This window comes from Ruegeria sp. CDSA034 (assembly GCF_059612275.1).
The window spans coordinates 110,977-132,441 of the sequence record NZ_JBXWQH010000004.1; the positions used below are offsets into that span (position 1 = coordinate 110,977).

The window sequence follows — 21,465 nt, forward strand, 5'->3', positions numbered from 1 at the left end:
GAACCCATGTCTGAAGATCGTGGATTTCAGCCCCGCGCGCTGGGTGAAATTGCCATCCGCTGCGTGGATATGGCCGCCATGGTCGCGTTTTATGAAAACGTGATCGGGTTAGAGCGTCTTAGCGGTGACCACAACAGCGCGATCACCTTTTTCCAGATTGCGCCCGGATATGGTGGCCATACGCAGGTCCTGGCCCTGTTTCACCACACCGCCGCCCCGCGACCAGGGTTGCATCCTACCGGGTCGCAAAAACCGGTGACGGGTGGGGCGTCATCCCTGCATCATATCGCCTTGTCGTTGCCATTCGACGAACAAGAGGCAGTGATGCAGTGGTATGACCACCATGGCCAACCCTACCGGGTCGAGCAGTTCGGATGGATCGGCTGGCGCGGTATCTTCACCGAAGACCCCGAAGGCAATACTGTTGAACTCGTCGCTTATGATCCGTCTATGTTGGATCAGGCCTGATAGGGCCGCACAAAGACGGGTTTGTTTTCTTCTGACAAATCGGGGCGGTATTCATAGCCACCTGAGTCAAAGTCCAGCAGTCCTTTGGGGGCGTCCAACCTGTGCTGAATGACATACCGTGCCATCGCACCGCGCGCTTTTTTGGCAAAAAAGCTCACGATCTTAGGCGTGCCTGCTTTGTCTTCCATGAAAACAGGGGTGATAACGCGCAGCTTCAGTGCTTTAAGGTCTACTGCGCCGAAATATTCCTGGCTGGCGCAGTTCACCAGAACGTCCGATCCAACTTCAGCACCTTGCGCATTAAGCGCTTTGCTCAGTTGATCGCGCCAGTACTCATACAGGTTCTTTCCGCGGCGGGTTTTAAGCTTGCTGCCCATCTCAAGCCGATAGGCCTGAATGGAATCCAGCGGGCGCAGCACACCGTAAAGACCGGACAGAATGCGAAGATGATCCTGCGCCCAGGCCATCTCCTCGGCATCCAGCGACGCAGCTTCGAGCCCCTGATAGGTGTCGCCCGCAAAGGCCAGCGCGGCGGGGCGAGTCACATCCTCCTCGGGCGCGTCTGAGAATGCGCGATACCGGTCGCGGTTCAGGCGCGCGAGATCATCGCTTAGGTCCATCAGTTTTTTCAGATCACCCAACGTCAGATTGCGGGCGGTTTTCGACAGGCGAATGGCATCGTCCTGAAAGTCTGGCTGCGTGACTTCGACATCCCGTTCCGCCCAGTCCAGCCGCTTGGCCGGGGAAATAACTACCAGCATATCCGCTCTCTTTCCTTGCCTGTACTCGGCCGTATCTAGTCCGTCTGTCGCAGCACGTCCAGAAAGGCGGCTCCAAACCTTTCGTGACGGCGGTTGCCCAGAACATGTTCGATCGCGCGCGGGTCACCTGACCGCAACTGTGCGACCTTGGCCAGTTGCGAGGCCGAGCAAGTTAGCGGCTTGTCGATCCCCTCCGGACCGCGTGACAGCTGCGACTGCACTTCAAGCAACTGATCATAGATATCGCCCTGATCGCGGCCAGCCAATTTGCGGCGCGCGGGATGAACGGCTTCAACCTCACCGGTGACGACTTCAAGAAACGTGTCACCATAACGTTCCAGCTTTTTCGCGCCGACCCCGCCAATTCGGGCCATATCGTCCAGCGACAGGGGGCGTTTCTCAGCCATTTCGATTAGCGTGCGGTCAGGGAAGATGACATAGGCCGGTACCCGCGCGGCTTCGGCCAAAGCGCGCCGTTTGGCTTTCAAGGCCGATAGCAGCGGCGCGTCTTCTTCGGACACCATCATTTTGACCGCCGGGCGGCGTCCGGCCTTGCGCAATGTGTCCTTGCGCAGGTTGATCCGGGCCTCACCCTTCAGGATGGGCTTGGCAGCCTCGGTCATTTGCAGTGCGCCGTGGCGTTCGGGGTCCGGGCGGACCAGATCATGCCCCATCATCTGCCGGAAGATGGCCTGCCATTGCGGGCGCGACCACTCTTTGCCGATCCCATAGGTCGACAGTTGGTCATGGCGCCGGGCGCGGATCTTGTCGGTTTCATTACCCAGCAGGATGTCGATCAGGTGGCCGGCGCCGAACCATTCTTCGGTGCGCAGGATCGCGGACAAGGCCATGCGGACGGGCGTGGTCCCATCGAACACTTCGGGCGGAGTGTCACACAGATCACACTTGCCGCAAGGTTCTGCCTGTTCTCCGAAGTAACCTAACAGAGTTTGACGGCGACATTCCAATGCCTCGGCCAGACCCAATAACGAATTCAGGCGTGCATGGTCGGCCATGCGACGTTCTGGCGGGGCCAACCCTTCGTCGATTTGCGAGCGGCGCAGGCGGATATCGTCGGAGCCGAACAGAGTCAGCGTCTCGGCAGGGCCACCGTCACGGCCCGCACGACCGATTTCCTGATAATAGGCCTCGATGGATTTGGGCAGGTCTGCATGGGCGACCCATCGGATGTCGGGTTTGTCGATGCCCATGCCAAAAGCCACGGTGGCAACCACGATCAACCCGTCTTCGCGGGCAAAGCGGGTTTCGACAATGCGACGATCCTCGGCCTCCATTCCGCCATGATAGTGGCAGGCAGAGTGCCCCTCGGCGCGTAAGGCTTGCGCGAGCACCTCGGTTTTGTTTCGGGTGCCGCAATAGACAATGCCCGACTGGCCTTTGCGCGCTTCGGCAAAGTCGAGGATCTGTTTGCGGGGGCCATCTTTGGTGCCAAAGGCCAGATGGATGTTGGGGCGGTCGAACCCGCGCAGAAACTTGTTGGGGGGCGTGCCGTCGAACAGTTTTTCGACGATCTCGTCCTGCGTTTCGGCATCTGCGGTGGCGGTGAAGGCGGCGAGGGGGACGCTCAGCGCGCGGCGCAGTTCTCCGATCCGCAGATAGTCTGGCCGGAAATCATGGCCCCACTGGCTGACGCAATGGGCTTCATCCACGGCAATCAGACTGACGTTGATCCGGCGCAGCATTCCCATCGCCGACCCTGCCGCCAGACGTTCAGGGGCCATGTAAAGCAGCTTGAGCCGCCCGGCCTCCAGCGCTTCCCACACGGCATCTGTTTCTTCGGGCGTGTTGCCCGAGGTCAGAGCACCTGCTTCAACGCCGGCCTCTTGCAGCCCGCGAACCTGATCGCGCATCAGGGCGATCAGCGGGGAAATCACCACCGTCACGCCATCCCGCATCAACGCAGGCAGTTGGAAACAAAGGGATTTACCGCCACCCGTCGGCATGATCGCCAGCACGTTTTCACCTGCGGTCACGGCATCGACGATCTCTTCCTGCCCGGGACGGAAGTCGTCGAATCCAAAGACATCTCGCAGCATCGGTGCGGCGTCGAACATGTGCGGGGTTGCCCTATTTTAAGGTTTATCTGCTCTTAAGACAGGACAATCACATACTAAGATTCGGTGAACAAGAGGGATCAGCCTCAGCTCAGGGCCAGAAAGAGTTCCGGCAGGACGTAGCTTCGCAGTGAAATGATGATGATCAACACGACCAGAGGCGTCAGATCGATGCCGCCAAGATCGGGCAACACTTTGCGAATAGGGCGATAAATCGGCTCCAGAATCCGATTCAACCCGTACCAAATCTGGGCAACGAATTGCTGGTGAAGGTTCAGAACCTGAAAGTTGATCAGCCAGCTCATTATGACCTGAATCAAGACGAACCAATAGGCGATGCTCAATACCAAGTCGATCGGGCCGAAAATTGCCATCATATTCGTATTCTCCAAGTCACGTTTCGCGAGAGGTAGTAGCTAGCGCGGCAAAGAGCAAGTGTGCGCTAACAGAACCCTTGCGAAATGGGCCAAAGACCCGTCTTATAAAAACAACGATAAACAGGGGCAGTCATGGCAGAAATTTCCAAGCGCAAGCGCATTTGGGGTTGGTGGTTTTTCGACTGGGCCAGTCAACCGTATCATACATTGCTGGTTACCTTTGTCTTTGGTCCCTACTTCGCCGGAGTTGCGGCAGAGTATTATCTGACGTCTGGTCTGGATGCTGATGCGGCCGATGCGCGGGCGCAGACGGTGTGGGCGAATTGCATGACCATCATTGGGTTGATCATCGCCTTTGGCGCACCGTTGATGGGGGCCATGGCGGATGTTTCGGGTCGTCGAATGCCATGGATTTTCGCGTTTTCGGTGATGTATGCGGTGGGGTCCGCCGCGCTTTGGTACACGATGCCCGACGGGTCGAATATGTGGCTGATGTTGTCGGCCTTTGGTCTGGGCTTTGTTGGCGCGGAATACGCTCTGATCTTCATCAATTCGCAGCTGCCCGATTTGGGGGACGAAAATGAGGTTGGTGAGATTTCGGGGTCAGGATTTGCCTTTGGCTATTTTGGTGGGCTGATCTCACTTGCGATCATGCTGGCGCTGTTCGTCGAGCAGGCCAACGGCAAGACCCTGATCGGGATGGATCCGCTGTTTGGGCTGGATGCCTCAATGCAGCAGGGCACACGTTTCGTGGGGCCATTCACGGCGGTTTGGTTCGTTCTGTTCATGATCCCCTACTTCCTTTGGGTCCGGGATGATGCGCCGACCGACAAAAAAGGCAATGTGGGCGACGCCCTGCGCCTTTTGGTCAAGTCGATTTCCAATCTGCGCCACCGGGTCAGCCTGGCCACCTACCTTGGATCATCCATGTTCTATCGTGACGCGTTGAACGGGCTTTACACCTTTGGCGGTGTTTATGCGCGACTGGTGCTGGAATGGGACCTGATCAAGATCGGTGTCTTTGGTATCGTCAGCGTTCTGGCTGCGGCTGCGTTTTCGTGGGTCGGCGGTAAGCTGGACAAGAAATACGGCCCTAAACCAGTGATTTTGGTGGCTATCTGGGTGCTGATCTTTGTTTGCATCACCATCGTGTCGATGGACCGCACACAGATCTTTGGCATGTCTTTACCCGAAGGATCCGGCCTGCCTGATCTAGTGTTCTTTGGCTGTGGGGTTCTGATCGGCGGTATGGGCGGTATTTTGCAATCCGCCAGCCGTTCGATGATGGTGCGTCACACCGACCCCAAAGCCCCGGTCGAAAGCTTTGGGCTTTATGGTTTGTCGGGGCGTGCCACAGCCTTTGCCGCCCCCTTGCTGATCGGAATAGCCACAACTGTAACCGGCAGTGCAAGACTGGGGGTGTCACCCATCGTTCTGTTGTTTATTCTGGGGCTAATACTGATGCGCTGGGTGAAACCGGAAGGGGATCAGAGCAGATGATTTTATTACGTTTTTTGACGATACTGGCCGCGATATTTCTGACGAACACTGCTACGGCGCAGCCTCTGGCAAAGCAGTTGTTCGGGGCGCAGAAAGCAAGTTCGCAGCAAAAATCCGCAGCCTTCGGCAGTTATTCGCGTGGGTGCGCTGCAGGGTCGGTGCAATTGCCCGAAACGGGACCGACATGGCAGGCGATGCGGCTGTCACGCAATCGAAATTGGGGGCATCCTGAGGCGATTGATTATGTGCAGGACCTTAGCAGGTTTGCGGCAAAGCAGCCCGGGTGGAACGGGCTATATGTCGGTGATATCAGCCAGCCGCGCGGTGGGCCGATGACATCCGGGCACCGCAGCCATCAACTGGGTCTGGACATCGATATCTGGATGCTGCCCGGCGACAACATGCGCTTAAGCCGCAAAGCACGTGAGAATATATCGTCGATTTCCCTGCGCCGGTCGAATGGCGCGTTTGTCAACGGTAACTGGACGAAACAACACCATGCCGTGCTGCGCCAAGCCGCAAAGGACAAGCGAGTTGCGCGAATTTTCGTCTTTCCCGGTGCCAAGGCGGAAATGTGCAAAAACGAGAAGGGTAATCGTGCCTATTTGCGCAAGATCAGGCCCTGGTGGGGACATCATTATCATTTCCATGTCCGTCTGAAATGCCCGCGCGGCTCTAAAGGTTGCGTTAATCAGGATCCTCCGCCAAAAGGGGATGGCTGTGCCGAGGCGCAGCAATGGGTGAATAATATCCTTAACCCACCCCCACCCGACCCAAATGCCCCAGCGCCCAAGAAACGGCGTGAATATCGATTGGCCGATCTACCTCAGCAATGCACACAAGTTCTGCAATCCAACTGATCGTCGCAGTATTGCTGGCCGGGGCGGCTTGGGCAGTTGATCTCAAGACACCCAACCACCTTGGCAGTTTTACATGGCGTCACACGGCCGAGTGGTTTGGCGGGATTTCTGCCATCCACATCTCGGATGATGGCCGCCATTTGATTGGAATGACAGATCGTTCGACACTGATTGCCGCACGGGTCGAGCGTAATGATGACGAAATTACCGACATTCAGATCACTGAAAATTGGCCTCTCATTTCCAGCAGAGGACGCCCTCTGACAGGTGGGGCCGGGGATTCTGAAGGCATAGCCATTGCCCCCGATGGCGGCTTGTACGTCTCGTTCGAAAACACGCACCGGGTGGCCTATTACCTAGCGCCAGGGACCAAAGCCCAGGTTTTGCCGCGGCCCAAGGCGTTTGATGGCTTTGAGCTCAACGGCTCGCTCGAGGCGTTGGCCATTGATCAACGCGGTCACCTTTTCACAATGCCCGAGGAAAACCGAACAGCGACGGGTGATATCCCTGTCTATCGGTGGGACGGTCAGGCGTGGTCGACGCCTTTCGTTTTGCCGCAACGGGGGGACTTTCTGCCAGTTGCAGCAGATTTCGGACCGGATGGCAGGCTTTACGTTTTGGAACGGGATGTCGGTTGGATCGGGTTCCGTTCGCGTCTGCGGCGATGGGAGTTGGACGGTGACACCCCAAGCGCCGAAGAGGTTCTTTTCCAAACTGGGACCGGTGCACATGACAACCTCGAGGGTTTGTCTGTCTGGCGCGACGACGAGGGCCGTTTGCGGGCCACTATGGTGTCAGATGATAATTTTCTGGCGCTTCAGCGTACTGAACTGGTCGAGTATGCTCTGCCCGATTGACACGTCCAAAGCAAAGGTCTAGAAGCGCGGCTTGCCTTGGGACGGTCCCTTGGCCAAGTCGCCGCTACCTTGTCAAAACGGGCATCTGAAAATGCAACGCGCTTATATACCCGGCATTATTGCCATGGCTGCCATTGTTGTGGCCTCGAATTTTCTGGTTCAGTTCCTGATCTTTGACGGGCTGCTTACCTGGGGTGCTTTCACCTATCCGCTGGCCTTTCTGGTCACCGACATCATGAACCGCGTCTATGGCGTGGCGACCGCCCGCAAAGTCGTGTTTGCCGGGTTTATCACCGGTATCATCTGCTCGCTGATCGGCAGCCAGATCATGCTGCAAGGTGACGGTTTCACTTATGCCGCTGTGCCGCTGCGAATCGCCGTTGCGTCCGGGACCGCTTTCCTGCTCGCGCAGCTTACGGACGTCACCGTGTTCAACTCATTGCGTGGCGGCCGTTGGTGGCGCGCGCCGCTGGTCTCGACCCTGATCGGATCGGCGTTGGACACCACTTTGTTCTTCACCATCGCATTCTCGGCTTCGATTACTCTCTTTGGTGCCGACGCCGACGCCGCAATCAGCTGGGCGTGGGAGCCTGTACCCTTCATGCTGACCGGTCCGATGGCGCCCCTGTGGGTAACGCTGGCCTTTGCGGATTGGCTGGTGAAATTGTCGCTGGCGATGATCGCGCTGATCCCGTTCAAGGTGATCGTGGCGCGACTGACCGCTCAGCCGGCGTAAAAAAAACGTTTTGAGTTTCGTGCAACTCGTGGCACGATTCCAGTAACCGAAACAGTTTGAAAGGAGGTGATCCAATGTCGAGAAAGGGATTGGAGAGAGGTGTTGGAACAACCGGGGGGATCGCCTGTTAAGGCAGCCCTTGGCGGAGCGCTCGCTCCGGCTGGTCGATTGATCTAACCGACCCAACCTCCTGAGCTTTCGAAGGGCCGTCCCATGCGGGGCGGCCCTTTTTGTTTTCGGATCAGGCCTGTAAGGTCAGCCTCATGTTGCGCATCACCGACGATATCACCCTGCAAGACTGGGAAATGACCGAGAGCTTTGTTCGCTCATCCGGTCCCGGCGGGCAGAACGTGAACAAGGTGTCCACCGCCGTCGAATTGCGGTTCGAGGCGGCGCGCTCACCTTCTTTGCCTGATCCCGTCAAATCGCGGCTCAAGCGACTGGCGGGGCGACGCTGGACCAAAGAGGGCGCGATCATCATTCAATGCGACGAAACCCGCAGCCAGGCGCGCAACCGCGAAATAGCGCGCAACCGGCTGGCCGACTTGATCACCCGCGCTATGGTTAAACCCAAGCGCCGTATCGCCACCAAACCCACCTACGGTTCGGTCAAGCGACGTCTGGCTTCCAAAAAGGCACGCTCAGACGTCAAAGCCCTGCGCGGTAAGATACCCGAAGATTGATCTGGTATCTTTACGGCGCATCGCTACTCTGATTTTGCGCAGCTGCAAAAGGACAAGATCATGAGGTTAGAGGGTAAAACCGCAATCGTGACCGGTAGCGCATCAGGTTTTGGTGCCGGGATCGCACGCAAGTTCTTGTCCGAGGGCGCCCGCGTCATGATCGCCGATATCAACGGTGATGCGGCCGAGGTTCAGGCCAATCAATTGGGCCCGAACGCCTTTGCACATCAGGTCGATTTGGCCAACGGCGCATCGGTTGAGGCGATGGCAGACGCAGCCTTTGATCGACTGGGGCATCTCGATATCCTAGTCAACAACGCCGGCGTCACCCACCTTCCCACCCCGCTGGAGGATGTGAGCGAAGAGGATTTCGACCGCGTTTTCAACGTGAACATGAAATCTGTCTATTTAACGGCCCGTGCATTGGTTCCGCATATGAAATCGCGTGGTACTGGCGCGATCCTGAACGTGGCCTCGACGGCGGGGCTGTCGCCACGACCGAACCTCAACTGGTACAACGCCTCCAAAGGTTGGATGATCACCGCGACCAAGACTATGGCGGTCGAACTGGCCCCATCGGGTGTCCGGGTAAACGCCATCTGCCCGGTTGCAGGGGAAACGCCCTTGCTCAAGTCTTTCATGGGCGAGGATACGCCCGAGGTTCGCGCCAAGTTTCTGTCGACCATCCCGCTGGGCCGTTTCTCAACACCCGAGGATATGGCCAACGCCGCCTGTTTCTTATGTTCCGACGAGGCCAGCATGATCACCGGCACAGCTTTGGAGGTCGACGGTGGCCGTTGCATCTGATCCGCTCTTCATCTGGCAAGAAATATCCCCGCCGGAGGCAGCACGCTTGCGCGCTCTTCTGTTCCAACATCTGAAGACGCAATGACCTCCGGACCCCGAAACCTGATCACCGATGTTCCCGGCCTTTTGGTTGGAAACGCTCAGGATGATGCGCTCAAATCCGGTGTAACCGTTCTGACGGCCGCTGATCCGTTCACGGCCTCCGTTCACGTAATGGGCGGCGCGCCGGGCACGCGGGAAACCGATCTGCTGGCTCCCGACAAATCCGTATCGCGCGTGGATGCGATCGTATTGTCCGGCGGGTCGGCCTTTGGTCTGGATGCTTGTTCCGGGGTGGCCGACGCCCTTCGCACGCAACACCGCGGTTTTGAGGTTGGCAATGTCGTGGTCCCTATCGTTCCGGGGGCGATCCTGTTTGACCTGCTTAACGGTGGCGACAAAGCCTGGGCCGAGAACCCCTATCGCGCGCTGGGGCGTCACGCATTCGAGGGCGCGTCCGATCAGTTCGATCTGGGTACTGCTGGCGCAGGGACTGGTGCCTTGGCTGCCATGCAAAAGGGTGGGCTCGGATCCGCCTCGTTTGTGATGGAAAACGGGGTCACGGTTGGCGCATTGGTTGCTGCCAATCCGCTCGGCAGTGTCACCACGCCGGGTGACCGTCATTTCTGGGCCGCTCCGTTTGAAATCGGCGACGAATTCGGAGGATTAGGGCCTGATTCCAACACGGGTCTTGGTCGTGTCTTGACCAGTCGCAAGGCCAAAGCAATGCGACCCGCCCAGCCGGACAAGGCCAACACCACCATCGCAATTGTAGCCACTGACGCGGCGCTGTCCAAGCCGCAATGCCATAGGTTGGCGGTGGCTGCCCATGACGGGATCGCGCGGGCGATTGTTCCCGCGCACACACCAGGCGATGGCGATCTGGTGTTCGGCGTCAGCACAGGCAATCACGACCTTCCAGAGGCTGAACTGGGGCTTCTTGGCCATGTGGCTTCGATCTGTCTATCGCGGGCCATCGCGCGGGCCGTATTTCTTGCCTCGCCAGCGGCGGGGGATCTTTTACCCTGTTGGTCTGGCTTACATGATTTAAGTTAAGGACGGCCTATATGCCGCAGTGGCACAGTGCCCTCGCGCGGCAATCTGCGCGTTGACTCTTTTTTGCGCCGACGGTCCATTCGGTGCAGCCAATTCGTATCGGAGCAAAAGTTATGAATCGCATTCTCGCGACCGCAATCGTCGGCCTTCTGGCCCTTCCCGCATATGCCGAAGGAGACGCCGAAGCCGGAAAGAAAACCTTCAACAAGTGTAAGTCCTGTCACCAGATTGCCGATCCTGAGGGTGAAGTCATCGTAAAGGGCGGTAAAACCGGTCCGAACCTTTATGGGGTTGCAGGCCGGACCGCAGGCACCGTTGAAGAGTTCAAATATGGTGACAGCATCGTTGCCGCTGGTGAAAACGGTCTGGTCTGGGACGAAACGACATTCGTTGAATATGCAAAGGACCCCAAGGCGTTTCTGAAAGATTATCTGGGTGAAACTTCGGCCAAATCCAAGATGACTTTCAAGCTGAAGAAGGGTGCCGAGGATGTTTACGCCTATATCGTAAGCGTTTCTGGCGAATAAAGCCGCAGACCAAACACCGTTTGAGGTTACAAAAGGCCGCAGCCCCTGCGGCCTTTCGTGCGCTTGATAACCGCGTTGAACAGCGCCAATTTGAAAGCGCGCGGTATTTCATGCATTGCACGCATAAATTCGCAGAGCCAAGCCGACCCGGTGGCAGCCAATTTCGAATTTCCGGCCCTTCGGGTGGATCGGCAGCAGGAGACGACAGATGGGAATCATGATCCCGGCCTGGGTTGATGGCGAGTTGACCCCAGTGGACAAGCTTGAGGCGCATGAAAAAGGCCTGCGGCACAAGGCGGTGTCGGTCTTTGTTGTGCGCGGGACCGAAATTTTGATGCAGCGTCGGGCTTTGGGAAAATATCACACCCCTGGTCTGTGGGCGAATACCTGCTGCACCCACCCCGACTGGGGCGAGACACCGTCTGTCTGTGCAGTGCGCCGGCTGCGTGAAGAATTGGGAATTACCGGGCTTTACCCGGAATACCGTCACCGGCTGGAGTATCATGCCGATGTCGGCAACAACATGATCGAGCATGAAGTGGTCGACATCTTTCTGGCCCATGTGCGCGGCCCGCTGAAGATTGAGCCCAACCCGGAAGAGGTCATGGAAATTCGCTGGGTCGATTACCACGATCTTCTGGCCGAAGTGCAGCGCTATCCCGAGCGATTTACACCGTGGCTCAAGATCTATTTGCACAATCACGCCGATACGATTTTCGGACCTGATCTGATTATCTCGGCCACCTCCTGACGGCTACGCCTTGCAAGGGCCGCCCAAGCCGCATAGATCAACGCGTCATGGCTAAGCAAAAGACAGACCCGAATTACAAAGTCATCGCCGAAAATCGGCGCGCACGCTTCGATTACGCAATCGAGGACGATCTTGAGTGCGGCATCATGCTGGAAGGGTCCGAGGTCAAATCCCTGCGTGTAGGTGGGACGAACATCGCCGAAAGCTATGCCTCAGTCGATGATGGCGAGCTGTGGCTGGTCAACAGCTATATCGCCCCTTACGAGCAGGCTAAATCGTTCAAGCACGAGGAACGCCGCCGGCGCAAACTGCTGGTGTCACGTAAGGAATTGTCGAACCTGTGGAACGCGACCCAGCGCAAAGGCATGACACTGGTGCCGCTGGTTTTGTATTTTAACCACAAGGGCAAGGCCAAGATCAAAATCGGTATCGCCAAGGGTAAGAAAAACCACGACAAGCGCGAAACCCAGGCCAAGCGTGACTGGTCACGACAAAAGCAGCGGTTGATGAAGGATCATAGCTGACCCTTCATACCTCTCAGAACGCCATCGCAGCTGATACCGCACGTTTCCAGCGGTCATAGGCGGCATCACGCTCTTCGGCGGACAGTTCGGGTTCAAACCGACGATCCAGCGCCCAGGTTTCCGAAAATCCCTGTTGGTCCGGGTAAACCCCAGCGCGCATTCCAGCCAGCCAGGCCGCGCCCAACGCTGTGGTTTCCTGCATGACTGGTCGGTCGACTTCCGCACCGAGGTAATCCGACAACCCCTGCATCGCCCAGTCCGAGGCGCTCGCACCGCCGTCCACGCGCAGAGTGACCTCGGTCGCGGCGCCCCAATCGCCCTGCATGGCGTGCCACAGGTCGCGTGTTTGGTAGGCAATGCTTTCCAAGGTGGCCCGTGCAAATTCGGCGCGACCCGAGTTGCGGGTCAGGCCGAACACCGCACCCCGGCAGTCTGGTTTCCAATACGGTGCGCCGAGGCCGGTAAAGGCGGGCACCAGCACGACATGCTGGTTCGGGTCTGCCTTTTGGGCCAGCTCGCCACTTTCCGGGGCGTTCTCGATGATCTGCAACGCGTCGCGCAGCCATTGCACGGCTGCCCCGGCCACAAAGATTGACCCTTCCAGCGCATACGTCCGTTTGCCGTCCAATTGATAGGCGATGGTGGTCAACAGGCGGTTCTTCGACTCGACCGGCTTATCCCCTGTGTTCAGAAGAGCAAAACAACCAGTGCCATAAGTGGATTTCATCATGCCGGGTTGGAAACAGGCCTGCCCGATTGTGGCGGCCTGCTGGTCACCGGCCACGCCCAATATTGGAATATTTCCCCCAAATAGGGTCGTATCTCCAAAATCCGACGCGCAATCGTGCACTTCGGGCAGCATGTTCATTGGGACGTCCAGCAGATCACAAATCTCGGCGCTCCACTCGCCCTTGTGAATGTCGAACAGAAGCGTGCGCGCCGCGTTTGTGGCGTCTGTCGCGTGGCTGCGTCCTTCTGTCAGGCGCCAGATCAGAAAGCTGTCGATGGTGCCGAACATCAGCTCTCCGGCCTCGGCCCGGTCCCGCGCACCCGGCACGGTGTCCAGCAACCATTTAACTTTGGTGCCCGAGAAATAGGGGTCCAGCAGCAGCCCAGTCTGGGCGGTCACGTCATCCTCGCACCCGGCCTGCTTGTAGCGCGCGCAGATCTCGGCGGTACGGCGGTCCTGCCAGACGATCGCGTTGTGGATTGGTGCGCCAGTAGCGCGGTCCCAAACTACTGTTGTTTCGCGCTGGTTGGTGATGCCGATGCCCGCGATCTGATCAGAGGTTACCCCGACGCTATCCATAACTTCGCGGCAAACGCGCAGAACACTGTTCCAGATTTCCTCGGCGTCGTGTTCGACCCAGCCTTCCTGCGGGAAGTGTTGAGTGAATTCGTGCTGCGCGGTGCCTGCGCGCTGCATCTCTGCGTCGAAAAGAATTGCCCGCGATGATGTGGTGCCCTGATCAATGGCAAGAATGTAGGTCACGCCTGCGCCCCCCGTCGTTTGGTTTTGCGGGACTTTAGCGCAAACAATGACGAACGTGCCAGAGTGTTCAGACAGGAATATTGTCGATCAGCCGCACACCATCCGCCCAGGCTGCTGTGAACAGGCGGGCAGGCCGGTTTGCGTGGGTTATTGGGTCCAGCGTTTCGGCACACCGCAGTTGAATATATTCCACCTGCGTGAAGCCCGCGGCCAGCAGATCAATCTCGGCCCGTGCAGCCAAAGGATCAAACGGCGCGCCGTCTTTCAGGGCGGCCGCCAATTCCCGCATGATCCGGTTTTTGTGGGCGGCAATATCCAGCCCTTCGGACGACAGTCGCAGGTTGCGCGATGACATAGCCAGACCTGAGGGCTCGCGCACTGTGGGGCATCCAACAACCTCGGTCGGAATGTCGAGATCACGCGCCATTCGGGTCACGATCATCAGCTGCTGATAGTCTTTTTCCCCAAAATAGGCTCTATCCGCCTGCGTTTGCAGGAACAGTTTGGCCACAACTGTGGCAACGCCGTCGAAATGTCCGGGACGGAATTCACCTTCCATCACATCGGTCAGGCCCGCGACGGATACGGTGGTGGCAAACCCCTGCGGGTAAATTTCCTCAGGCTCCGGAACATAGATCGCATCAACGCCGTAGGGGGCCAGTTTCTGCGCATCTTCGTTCTCGGTGCGCGGGTACTTTGCCAGATCCTCGGGGTTGTTGAACTGTTTGGGGTTTACAAAGATCGTGATGATCACCCGGTCACAACCCGCCTTGGCGGCCTCAACTAGTGACAGGTGCCCCTGATGCAGCGCGCCCATGGTCGGAACCACGCCGATCTCTTCACCCTTCCGCTTCCATTCCGAAGTCAAGGCACGCAGGTCGGCCAGACGGCGAAAGATTGGGGCGGTCATGTCTTGGGTCCTTTGGTCGGGGCCTGATCGGAAAAGACGTGTTCGTCCGCCGGGAAGGTTCGTGCGCGCACCTCGGCAGCATATTCTGCAATGGCGGCTTCGGCCAACGGGCCAAGTTCAGCATACCGTTTGACGAATTTCGGTTTGAAGGCGGTGAAAAAGCCAACCATGTCGTCGACAACCAGAATCTGACCGTCGCACCCCGCTGAGGCTCCGATGCCGATTGTCGGGATCGCGATTTCGCCGGTGATCTGATCGGCCAGCTTCTGCGGTACTTTTTCCAGAACGACCGAGAACGCGCCCGCCTCGGCCACAGCGCGGGCATCTTCCAGTACAGCCTCGGCCTGTTCGTCGCGACCCTGAACCTTGTAGCCGCCAAGTGTGTTGATCGATTGCGGCGTCAGGCCGATATGCGCCATCACCGGAATCCCGCGCTTGACCAGAAAGCGGATGGTCTCGGCCATCTCGACGCCGCCTTCCAACTTAACTGCGCCCGCGCTGGTTTCGGACATCAGCCGGGCGGCGTTCCGGAATGCCTCGGCAGGCGAATGCTCGTAACTGGCAAAGGGCATGTCGATGACCATCATCGCACTTTCCAAACCGCGCGCGACGGCCTGACCATGCATCACCATCATCTCCATCGTCACACCCAGCGTCGATTCCAGCCCGTGCAACACCATGCCGACGCTGTCGCCCACCAAAACGAAATCACAATGATCATCCATCAACCGCGCCATCGGCGTGGTGTAGGCTGTCAGACTGACCAGCGGCTCGCCGCCTTTGCGGGCGCGGATATCCTGTGCATTCGGGGCTTTTTTGCGGGCGGTGGCGCTCATTGTCGCTCCTCCGGTTGTCATGTTGCAGCGCGGCATAACAGATCGTTGCGGGCTATAGAAACCCCGGTTGCGCGAACATTTCCTTGAATGACCTAAGGTTTAAAGGGAAGTTGGGTGCAGTACGGCGCAAAAAAACGCAGGTTGCCATATTCAGTGGGGAGTAATTTACATGACAAAGCAGACATTTCGGTCCTTTGCCTCGGCGCTGGCGGTTAGCGCCAGCCTGTTTGGTACACAGGTTTTCGCTAAATCCGACATTACCATAGCGTTGCAACTAGAGCCGCCGCATCTGGACCCGACCAGTGCCGCAGCGCAGGCCATCGATTCGGTGGTTTACACCAATATCTTCGAAGGCCTTACCCGGTTTATGGGTGACGGATCGGTGGTTCCTGGTCTGGCTGAAAGTTGGGAAATCTCGGAAGATGGCAAGGTCTATACCTTCAAGCTGCACGATGGGGTTACCTTCCACGACGGCACCACGATGGATGCCGAGGACGTCAAGTTCAGCCTAGACCGCGCCCGATCCGAGGATAGCGCAAATGCGCAAAAAGCCCTGTTTGCCGGGATTGAAAACATCGAGGTGGTCGACCCGCTGACCGTCAAGGTGACCCTGTCTGAGCCAAACGGGAATTTCCTGTTCAACCTGGCCTGGGGTGATGCGGTCATTGTCGCGCCCGAAAGCATCGAGGGCATCAAGACCAACCCTGTCGGAACCGGCGCATTTACCTTTGGTGAATGGGTGCAGGGCGACAGTATCACTCTGAATCGCAACCCAGAATATTGGGGCGATCGGCCTGCGTTAGAGACTGCTACGTTCAAGTTCATCTCGGACCCGACGGCGGCTTTTGCGGCCATGATGGCCGAGGATATCGACGTGTTCGACAATTTCCCTGCGCCGGAAAACCTGCCGCAATTTGAGGCTGATCCGCGCTTTCAGGTGCTTGTCGGTTCGACTGAAGGGGAAACCATCCTGTCCACCAATAACAAGATGCCACCCTTCGATGATATCCAAGTGCGTCAGGCATTGGCCCACGCGATTGACCGTCAGGCGATCATCGACGGAGCAATGTTTGGCTACGGTACGCCCATCGGCACCCATTTCGCGCCGCACAATCCGGCTTATGTCGATCTGACTGGGAACTCGGCCTACGACCCCCAAAAGGCTGCTAAGATGTTGGCTGATGCTGGGTATGCCGACGGGTTTGAGACGACGCTGCATTTGCCGCCCCCATCCTATGCCCGGCGCGGGGGCGAAATCGTCGCCGCTCAGTTGGCCGAGGTCGGGATCACGGCCAATATCGTCAACGTCGAATGGGCCCAGTGGCTGGAATCGGTGTTCAAAGGAAAGGACTTTGGTCTAACCATCGTCAGTCATACCGAGCCTATGGATATCGGGATCTATGCGCGCCCTGACTATTACTTCCAGTATGACAGCACCGATTTCCAGGCGCTGATGGACACGCTGAATTCAACGACAGACCCCGAAGAACGCACCCGTCTGCTGGGTGAGGCGCAGCGCCTGATCGCAGACGACTACGTCAACGGGTATCTGTTCCAGCTGGCCAAGCTGGGCGTGGCCAAAGCCGGAGTTCGGGGCCTGTGGGAAAACGCGCCCACGGCCGCAATCGATCTGACGCAGATCAGCTGGTCCGAGTGACTCAAGGCAGGGGCCGCTGGTTCACGGCCCTTGCATTTAATGTTGTCGAGTGAGCCAAGGATGAATTTGTTTCGTGTCCTGTTTCTGGTTTTTGTGACCGTTGCCCTGGCGGCAACGACTGTGGAACCGGTTGTGGCGCAGAACATTCTGGACAGTCGGTTGGATACACCTATCGGGACGCCAGAGAACCCGCTGGATGTTGGCATCGGTATTCGAATCGATCAGATCACCAGCGTTGACCAGAAGGCCGAAAACTACGGTGCCGTGGTTGTGCTGCGTGTTGAGTGGGCCGACCCTGCGTTGGCTTTTGACCGGCAAGAGCTGGGGCGCGATTTCCGGGTTTTCAACCCCCCGGCGCTGGCCGATCATGCCGCTGAGATCGGGACGGTGGTACCAGCATTCGTCATTCACAACCAACAATCCAACAAGTGGATTCACGAAGCCGCCGCCTCTCTGCGATATGACGGGCGGGTGTTGTATGTCGAGAAATCCTCGCTGACATTACAGGCCCCACATTTCGATTTTCGGAAATACCCTTTCGACACACAGGAGTTTCATTTCGAGGTCGTTTCGATCTTTCCATCCCAATATGTGTCCTATCATCCGATGAACGAGTTCTCGGGCCTTGGTGACCTGCTGGGCGAGGAAGAGTGGATTCTGGACAATGCGCGGCTTGAAACCTCTCAGGTCACGGGCCTTTCCGGTCAGGACAGCGATCAGGTTGCGCTGATCTTCGAAGGCCACCGGCATCTGACCTACTATGTCATTCGGGTGTTTCTGCCGATGCTGGTGCTGATCTCGGTTGGCTGGGCACTGTTCTTTCTTGATGAATACCGCAAAAGGATCGAAATTGCCGGAGGAAACTTGCTGGTATTCGTAGCTTTCAACTGGGCGATTTCTGCTGATCTGCCAAAGCTTGGATACCTGACATTTCTGGATTTCGTTCTGCAATGCATGTTCCTGATGACCGGCGCATTGATTGTGTTCAATGTCGCCTTGCGCAGGCTCAAAGTCTCGGGTCGCGAATCCGGGGCGCGCAAGCTGGATAACTACGCCATCAAGTGGATTTACCCGCTGGGTTACGCCGCAATCGTTGGCTATGCGGTTTTTGCGTATCTTCTGGTTCCATAGGTGCTGGACCCGCAGAGCACGCACCCCTAACGTGGCCTCGATGCTTCGCTATGCCCTCAAACGCCTGATATCGCTGGTGATCAGCCTCGCCGTCGCCTCGGTGGTCATATTTGCCGTGATTGAGGTGGCGCCCGGCGATCCTGCGTCATTCATGCTGGGCGTCAATGCTCAAGAAGATACGCTTGCCGCTCTGCGGGCCGAGTTGGGTTTGGATGTCTCCAAGGTGCAGCGGTATTTCAATTGGGTTGGCGGGATGATGGTGGGGGATTTCGGAACCTCTTACACCTATCGCACGCCAGTATCGCAGATGATCGCGGATCGGCTGTGGGTCTCGCTGCCTCTGGCTCTGTATGCGCTTACCCTGTCTACCGCGATTGCGTTTCCTGTAGGCATCTACGCCGCCGCGCGCCGGGGCAAACCGGGCGATCTGACGGTAATGGGGGCAACACAGCTGGGCATTGCGGTTCCGAATTTCTGGTTCGCCATGATGCTGGTTCTGGTCTTCGCCATCAATCTGCGCTGGTTCAATGCCGGAGGGTTCGCAGGCTGGGATAAGGGACTTTGGACGGGATTACACTCCTTGACCCTTCCGGCCGTCGCGCTGGCCCTGCCGCAGGCGGCCATTCTGGCGCGGGTGATGCGATCGTCTTTGTTGGATATACTGGGTGAGGATTTCATGCGTACCGCACGTGCCAAGGGGTTGTCGCGGCGTCAGGCCCTGTGGCGGCACGGGGTGCGCAACGCGCTGATCCCGGTCCTGACCATCATCGGGTTACAGTTTTCCTTCCTTTTGGCAGGATCGATCATCATCGAACAGGTGTTCTACCTGCCGGGTCTTGGACGATTGGTGTTTCAGGCAATCTCGGCCCGCGATCTGATTGTGGTGGAATCCGTGGTAATGCTGCTGGTCTTTGCGGTCATCACCGTGAACTTTCTGGTCGACCTGGCCTATGCAGCCGTTGATCCAAGGTTAAGGAGCCGGACATGAGCCGGAGCCTGATCCTTGGGGCTTGTCTGTCCTCGCTGGTGCTGTTGGCGGCGGCGATTTCATTTGTCTGGACGCCCTATGATTACGCTGCGCTGAACATCCCCGACAAACTGCAGCCTCCCAACGCGTTGCATTGGTTTGGTACGGATCATTTTGGACGCGACATGTTCTCGATGATCATGGTCGGTGCCCGTACCTCGATTGCCGTGGCTTTGGTGGCGGTGGGGATTGGCATGGCGCTGGGCGTGCCTTTGGGCCTGACAGCGGCTGCGCGCAAAGGGTCGTGGCTGGACGAGCTGATCATGCGCGGCAACGATCTGGTATTTGCTTTCCCGTCTCTGGTCATCGCCATCCTGATCACTGCCGTGTTCGGTGCTGGCGCGATAAATGCGATCATCGCCATTGGCATTTTCAATATCCCGGTTTTTGCACGCATCACTCGCGGCGCAGCGCTATCTCTATGGGAACGGGAGTTCATCCTGGCCGCGCGCGTTTCGGGCAAAGGTGCGGCACGGATATCGGCTGAGCATATCCTGCCTAACGTCGCCAACCTTCTGATCGTTCAGGGCACCATCCAGTTCTCTCTGGGCATTCTGGCTGAGGCTGGTCTGTCCTATGTCGGTCTGGGCGCGCAACCGCCCACGCCAAGTTGGGGCCGGATGCTGGCAGATGCGCAGACAATGGTCAGTTTTGCCCCACATTTGGCTCTGATTCCGGGTCTGGCGATCATTGTCACGGTGCTTGGGTTGAACCTGCTGGGAGATGGGTTGCGCGATTGGCTGGATCCCCGGATCAGGGTGGCGCGCGCATGAGTTTGCTTGAGATCGAAAACCTGACGCTGTCCATTCACGGCACGAACATCCTGAAACAGGTCAATCTGTCCATTGCGCCCGGTCAGATCGTGGCCGTGACCGGGGAAAGCGGATCGGGCAAATCGATGACCGCGCTCGCGGTGATGCAGCTTTTGCCGGACGGAGCAAAGACAACCGGAGCCATCCGGCTGAACGGCTCAGATATGTTAGACCGCGATGAAAACGATTTGTGTGCCTTGCGCGGTGCCGCGATCGGTATGGTGTTCCAAGAACCTATGACCGCACTGAACCCGGTCAAAACCATTGGCGATCAGGTGATGGAGACTATCCTGATCCACAAGGCCATGCCGCCCAGACAGGCGCGTGACCGGACGGAGGAAGTTCTGACCCGTGTTGGCCTGCCGCCGGATCGCTTCCCGCTGTCCCGCTTTCCGCACGAACTGTCCGGGGGGCAGCGTCAGCGTGTCGTGATTGCGATGGCGATCGCGTTGCGTCCCAAGCTGTTGATCGCGGATGAGCCGACCACAGCGCTAGATGTGACAACGCAGGCGCAAATCCTCAAGCTTCTAAAAGGGCTGGTGTCGGAATACGACATGGGGCTGTTGATGATCACCCATGATCTTGCCGTGGTTGCGGATATGGCCGACCAAATTGTTGTTATGCGCCATGGCGAAGTGGTCGAATCTGGGGCCACTGCCCATCTGCTACACCACATGCAGCATCCATATACCCGTATGCTGTTCAAGGCTTCGGGGCATCAGGTATCCCTGCCCGAACCCGCGAAATCCCGCCCTTTGCTTGAAGCGACAAATGTCATTCGCGACTATCGTCTGCCTCGCAAGAGGCTGTTTGATACACCGGGGCACCACAGGGCAGTGGACCAAGTCAGCTTTACGCTCAATAGCGGAGAACGTCTGGGCCTGGTCGGCGAGTCGGGGTGTGGAAAATCGACCCTAACAAAGGCAATTCTGGGCCTTGAAGAAGTTCAGGGTGGTGACATTCGTCTGGATGGCCAGCCTGTCTTTTCGGGTCACAAACCCAACCTCGCCGTGCGGCGCAAGATGCAGGTGGTCTTTCAGGACCCCTATGGTAGCTTCAATCCACGTCACCGCGTGGCCCGGCTGATCACTGAACCGTTCCATCTGCTCGATGCTCCTGTAACGGGGTCCGAGAGGCAGGACCGGATCGCTGAAATGTTGACAGCGGTGGGTCTCAGCCCGGATGACGCTGGTAAGTATATTCATGAATTCTCTGGCGGTCAGAGACAGCGCATCGCCATCGCCCGTGCCTTAATCATCCGGCCCGAACTGATCTTGTTTGACGAGGCTGTTTCGGCCCTTGATGTGTCGGTCCGGGCGCAGATTCTCGACCTGTTGGCCGAACTATGTGAGGCCTATGATCTGACTTATCTGTTCATCAGCCATGATCTGAGCGTCGTGCGCACCATCACTGACCGCGTTATGGTGATGCGGGCCGGAAAGATCGTCGAAGAAGGCGATACCGAAAGCGTCTTCTCTGACCCACAACACCAATACACAAAAGACCTGATTAATGCCGCGCCAGTGCTGCCAGACATTGGTCGTGATGTGGCGTGAACCGCATATTAGAGCCGAATAAA

Annotated in this window: 22 protein-coding genes; 16 read left to right on the forward strand and 6 right to left on the reverse strand. The window is 57.8% G+C overall.

All coding sequences use genetic code 11. The annotated features are described in order from the left end of the window. Positions 1-6: 6 nt before the first annotated feature. Entirely contained in the window at positions 7-468 is a 462-nt protein-coding gene (locus tag AC2FLJ_RS09760; protein ID WP_496705536.1) for a VOC family protein, read from the forward strand. On the opposite strand, the gene yaaA is transcribed toward AC2FLJ_RS09760, so the two are convergent. The 3 genes from yaaA to AC2FLJ_RS09775 all read right to left on the reverse strand — a co-directional run bounded on the left by yaaA (position 459) and on the right by AC2FLJ_RS09775 (position 3,681). Next, complete coding sequence (gene yaaA / locus AC2FLJ_RS09765; protein WP_496705538.1) at positions 459-1,229, reverse strand: peroxide stress protein YaaA; 771 nt, start codon at positions 1,227-1,229, stop codon at positions 459-461. The genes AC2FLJ_RS09760 and yaaA overlap by 10 nt on opposite strands. Positions 1,230-1,264: 35 nt before the next feature. Beyond that, positions 1,265-3,304, reverse strand: coding sequence for a DNA helicase RecQ (gene recQ, locus AC2FLJ_RS09770; RefSeq protein WP_282170139.1), 2,040 nt, complete (start codon positions 3,302-3,304; stop codon positions 1,265-1,267). 86 nt (positions 3,305-3,390) lie between these two features. After that, positions 3,391-3,681 (reverse strand): YggT family protein, encoded by a 291-nt coding sequence (locus AC2FLJ_RS09775; RefSeq protein ID WP_108860000.1) that lies wholly within the window; start codon positions 3,679-3,681, stop codon positions 3,391-3,393. 132 nt (positions 3,682-3,813) lie between these two features. Here AC2FLJ_RS09775 and AC2FLJ_RS09780 point away from each other — a divergent pair, with 132 nt between their 5' ends. The 10 genes from AC2FLJ_RS09780 (at position 3,814) to smpB (ending at position 12,021) form a co-directional block, all read left to right on the forward strand. Further along, positions 3,814-5,181, forward strand: coding sequence for an MFS transporter (locus AC2FLJ_RS09780; protein WP_282170140.1), 1,368 nt, complete (start codon positions 3,814-3,816; stop codon positions 5,179-5,181). Continuing rightward, positions 5,178-6,041 carry a penicillin-insensitive murein endopeptidase gene (gene mepA / locus AC2FLJ_RS09785; protein ID WP_496697319.1) on the forward strand — a complete coding sequence of 288 codons (864 nt, stop codon included), beginning with the start codon at positions 5,178-5,180 and terminating at the stop codon, positions 6,039-6,041. The genes AC2FLJ_RS09780 and mepA overlap by 4 nt, the downstream gene beginning before the upstream one ends. Then, positions 6,014-6,898, forward strand: a complete 885-nt coding sequence (locus AC2FLJ_RS09790; protein WP_496697317.1) for an esterase-like activity of phytase family protein — start codon at positions 6,014-6,016, stop codon at positions 6,896-6,898. Before mepA ends, AC2FLJ_RS09790 begins: the two co-directional genes overlap by 28 nt. A 91-nt stretch (positions 6,899-6,989) precedes the next feature. After that, entirely contained in the window at positions 6,990-7,634 is a 645-nt protein-coding gene (locus tag AC2FLJ_RS09795; protein WP_058279096.1) for a queuosine precursor transporter, read from the forward strand. Positions 7,635-7,897: 263 nt separating this feature from the next. Then, on the forward strand, positions 7,898-8,317 hold the full coding sequence (gene arfB, locus AC2FLJ_RS09800; RefSeq protein ID WP_282170143.1) for an alternative ribosome rescue aminoacyl-tRNA hydrolase ArfB: 420 nt from the start codon (positions 7,898-7,900) through the stop codon (positions 8,315-8,317). 60 nt (positions 8,318-8,377) lie between these two features. Beyond that, the gene (locus tag AC2FLJ_RS09805; protein WP_109313665.1) at positions 8,378-9,124 is read left to right on the forward strand and encodes an SDR family oxidoreductase; all 747 of its coding nucleotides are present in this window, start codon (positions 8,378-8,380) and stop codon (positions 9,122-9,124) included. A gap of 81 nt (positions 9,125-9,205) precedes the next feature. Continuing rightward, the gene (locus AC2FLJ_RS09810; protein ID WP_496705542.1) at positions 9,206-10,219 is read left to right on the forward strand and encodes a P1 family peptidase; all 1,014 of its coding nucleotides are present in this window, start codon (positions 9,206-9,208) and stop codon (positions 10,217-10,219) included. A 113-nt stretch (positions 10,220-10,332) separates the two neighbouring features. Further along, positions 10,333-10,746, forward strand: coding sequence for a c-type cytochrome (locus tag AC2FLJ_RS09815; protein WP_496705544.1), 414 nt, complete (start codon positions 10,333-10,335; stop codon positions 10,744-10,746). Between the two features lie 208 nt (positions 10,747-10,954). Next, complete coding sequence (gene idi, locus AC2FLJ_RS09820; protein WP_058272886.1) at positions 10,955-11,497, forward strand: isopentenyl-diphosphate Delta-isomerase; 543 nt, start codon at positions 10,955-10,957, stop codon at positions 11,495-11,497. 47 nt (positions 11,498-11,544) lie between these two features. Beyond that, positions 11,545-12,021 (forward strand): SsrA-binding protein SmpB, encoded by a 477-nt coding sequence (smpB, locus tag AC2FLJ_RS09825; protein ID WP_058272887.1) that lies wholly within the window; start codon positions 11,545-11,547, stop codon positions 12,019-12,021. 13 nt (positions 12,022-12,034) lie between these two features. On the opposite strand, the gene glpK is transcribed toward smpB, so the two are convergent. The 3 genes from glpK to panB form a co-directional block, all read right to left on the reverse strand. Next, a complete protein-coding gene (glpK, locus tag AC2FLJ_RS09830; protein ID WP_496697310.1) occupies positions 12,035-13,513 on the reverse strand; it encodes a glycerol kinase GlpK in 1,479 nt (492 codons plus the stop codon). Between the two features lie 67 nt (positions 13,514-13,580). Next, complete coding sequence (gene panC, locus AC2FLJ_RS09835) at positions 13,581-14,423, reverse strand: pantoate--beta-alanine ligase (RefSeq protein ID WP_496697308.1); 843 nt, start codon at positions 14,421-14,423, stop codon at positions 13,581-13,583. After that, complete coding sequence (panB, locus tag AC2FLJ_RS09840) at positions 14,420-15,259, reverse strand: 3-methyl-2-oxobutanoate hydroxymethyltransferase (RefSeq protein ID WP_496697307.1); 840 nt, start codon at positions 15,257-15,259, stop codon at positions 14,420-14,422. The genes panC and panB overlap by 4 nt, the downstream gene beginning before the upstream one ends. Positions 15,260-15,428: 169 nt before the next feature. Here panB and AC2FLJ_RS09845 point away from each other — a divergent pair, with 169 nt between their 5' ends. From AC2FLJ_RS09845 to AC2FLJ_RS09865, 5 genes are read left to right on the forward strand one after another with little or no spacing between them, the layout of a single operon-like run. Continuing rightward, a complete protein-coding gene (locus tag AC2FLJ_RS09845) occupies positions 15,429-16,916 on the forward strand; it encodes an ABC transporter substrate-binding protein (protein ID WP_496697305.1) in 1,488 nt (495 codons plus the stop codon). 60 nt (positions 16,917-16,976) lie between these two features. Further along, on the forward strand, positions 16,977-18,047 hold the full coding sequence (locus AC2FLJ_RS09850; protein ID WP_496697303.1) for a ligand-gated ion channel: 1,071 nt from the start codon (positions 16,977-16,979) through the stop codon (positions 18,045-18,047). 40 nt (positions 18,048-18,087) lie between these two features. Beyond that, positions 18,088-19,035, forward strand: coding sequence for an ABC transporter permease (locus AC2FLJ_RS09855; protein WP_282170149.1), 948 nt, complete (start codon positions 18,088-18,090; stop codon positions 19,033-19,035). Beyond that, positions 19,032-19,847: an ABC transporter permease gene (locus tag AC2FLJ_RS09860; protein WP_282170150.1), complete on the forward strand. Its 816-nt coding sequence runs from the start codon at positions 19,032-19,034 to the stop codon at positions 19,845-19,847. Before AC2FLJ_RS09855 ends, AC2FLJ_RS09860 begins: the two co-directional genes overlap by 4 nt. Then, complete coding sequence (locus AC2FLJ_RS09865) at positions 19,844-21,442, forward strand: ABC transporter ATP-binding protein (RefSeq protein WP_496705708.1); 1,599 nt, start codon at positions 19,844-19,846, stop codon at positions 21,440-21,442. Before AC2FLJ_RS09860 ends, AC2FLJ_RS09865 begins: the two co-directional genes overlap by 4 nt. The last annotated feature ends 23 nt before the right edge of the window (positions 21,443-21,465 follow it).

Bases quoted from the DNA above. Each gene is read 5' to 3' on its own strand.
- AC2FLJ_RS09810 (WP_496705542.1), top strand. From the start codon at position 9,206: ATGACCTCCGGACCCCGAAACCTGATCACCGATGTTCCCGGCCTTTTG.
- AC2FLJ_RS09805 (WP_109313665.1), top strand. From the start codon at position 8,378: ATGAGGTTAGAGGGTAAAACCGCAATCGTGACCGGTAGCGCATCAGGT.
- AC2FLJ_RS09815 (WP_496705544.1), top strand. From the start codon at position 10,333: ATGAATCGCATTCTCGCGACCGCAATCGTCGGCCTTCTGGCCCTTCCC.
- arfB (WP_282170143.1), top strand. From the start codon at position 7,898: ATGTTGCGCATCACCGACGATATCACCCTGCAAGACTGGGAAATGACC.
- AC2FLJ_RS09855 (WP_282170149.1), top strand. From the start codon at position 18,088: ATGCTTCGCTATGCCCTCAAACGCCTGATATCGCTGGTGATCAGCCTC.
- panB (WP_496697307.1), bottom strand. From the start codon at position 15,259: ATGAGCGCCACCGCCCGCAAAAAAGCCCCGAATGCACAGGATATCCGC.
- recQ (WP_282170139.1), bottom strand. From the start codon at position 3,304: ATGTTCGACGCCGCACCGATGCTGCGAGATGTCTTTGGATTCGACGAC.
- AC2FLJ_RS09860 (WP_282170150.1), top strand. From the start codon at position 19,032: ATGAGCCGGAGCCTGATCCTTGGGGCTTGTCTGTCCTCGCTGGTGCTG.
- AC2FLJ_RS09850 (WP_496697303.1), top strand. From the start codon at position 16,977: ATGAATTTGTTTCGTGTCCTGTTTCTGGTTTTTGTGACCGTTGCCCTG.
- mepA (WP_496697319.1), top strand. From the start codon at position 5,178: ATGATTTTATTACGTTTTTTGACGATACTGGCCGCGATATTTCTGACG.
- AC2FLJ_RS09865 (WP_496705708.1), top strand. From the start codon at position 19,844: ATGAGTTTGCTTGAGATCGAAAACCTGACGCTGTCCATTCACGGCACG.
- panC (WP_496697308.1), bottom strand. From the start codon at position 14,423: ATGACCGCCCCAATCTTTCGCCGTCTGGCCGACCTGCGTGCCTTGACT.
- AC2FLJ_RS09760 (WP_496705536.1), top strand. From the start codon at position 7: ATGTCTGAAGATCGTGGATTTCAGCCCCGCGCGCTGGGTGAAATTGCC.
- AC2FLJ_RS09845 (WP_496697305.1), top strand. From the start codon at position 15,429: ATGACAAAGCAGACATTTCGGTCCTTTGCCTCGGCGCTGGCGGTTAGC.
- idi (WP_058272886.1), top strand. From the start codon at position 10,955: ATGGGAATCATGATCCCGGCCTGGGTTGATGGCGAGTTGACCCCAGTG.
- AC2FLJ_RS09795 (WP_058279096.1), top strand. From the start codon at position 6,990: ATGCAACGCGCTTATATACCCGGCATTATTGCCATGGCTGCCATTGTT.
- AC2FLJ_RS09780 (WP_282170140.1), top strand. From the start codon at position 3,814: ATGGCAGAAATTTCCAAGCGCAAGCGCATTTGGGGTTGGTGGTTTTTC.
- smpB (WP_058272887.1), top strand. From the start codon at position 11,545: ATGGCTAAGCAAAAGACAGACCCGAATTACAAAGTCATCGCCGAAAAT.
- AC2FLJ_RS09790 (WP_496697317.1), top strand. From the start codon at position 6,014: ATGCACACAAGTTCTGCAATCCAACTGATCGTCGCAGTATTGCTGGCC.
- yaaA (WP_496705538.1), bottom strand. From the start codon at position 1,229: ATGCTGGTAGTTATTTCCCCGGCCAAGCGGCTGGACTGGGCGGAACGG.
- AC2FLJ_RS09775 (WP_108860000.1), bottom strand. From the start codon at position 3,681: ATGATGGCAATTTTCGGCCCGATCGACTTGGTATTGAGCATCGCCTAT.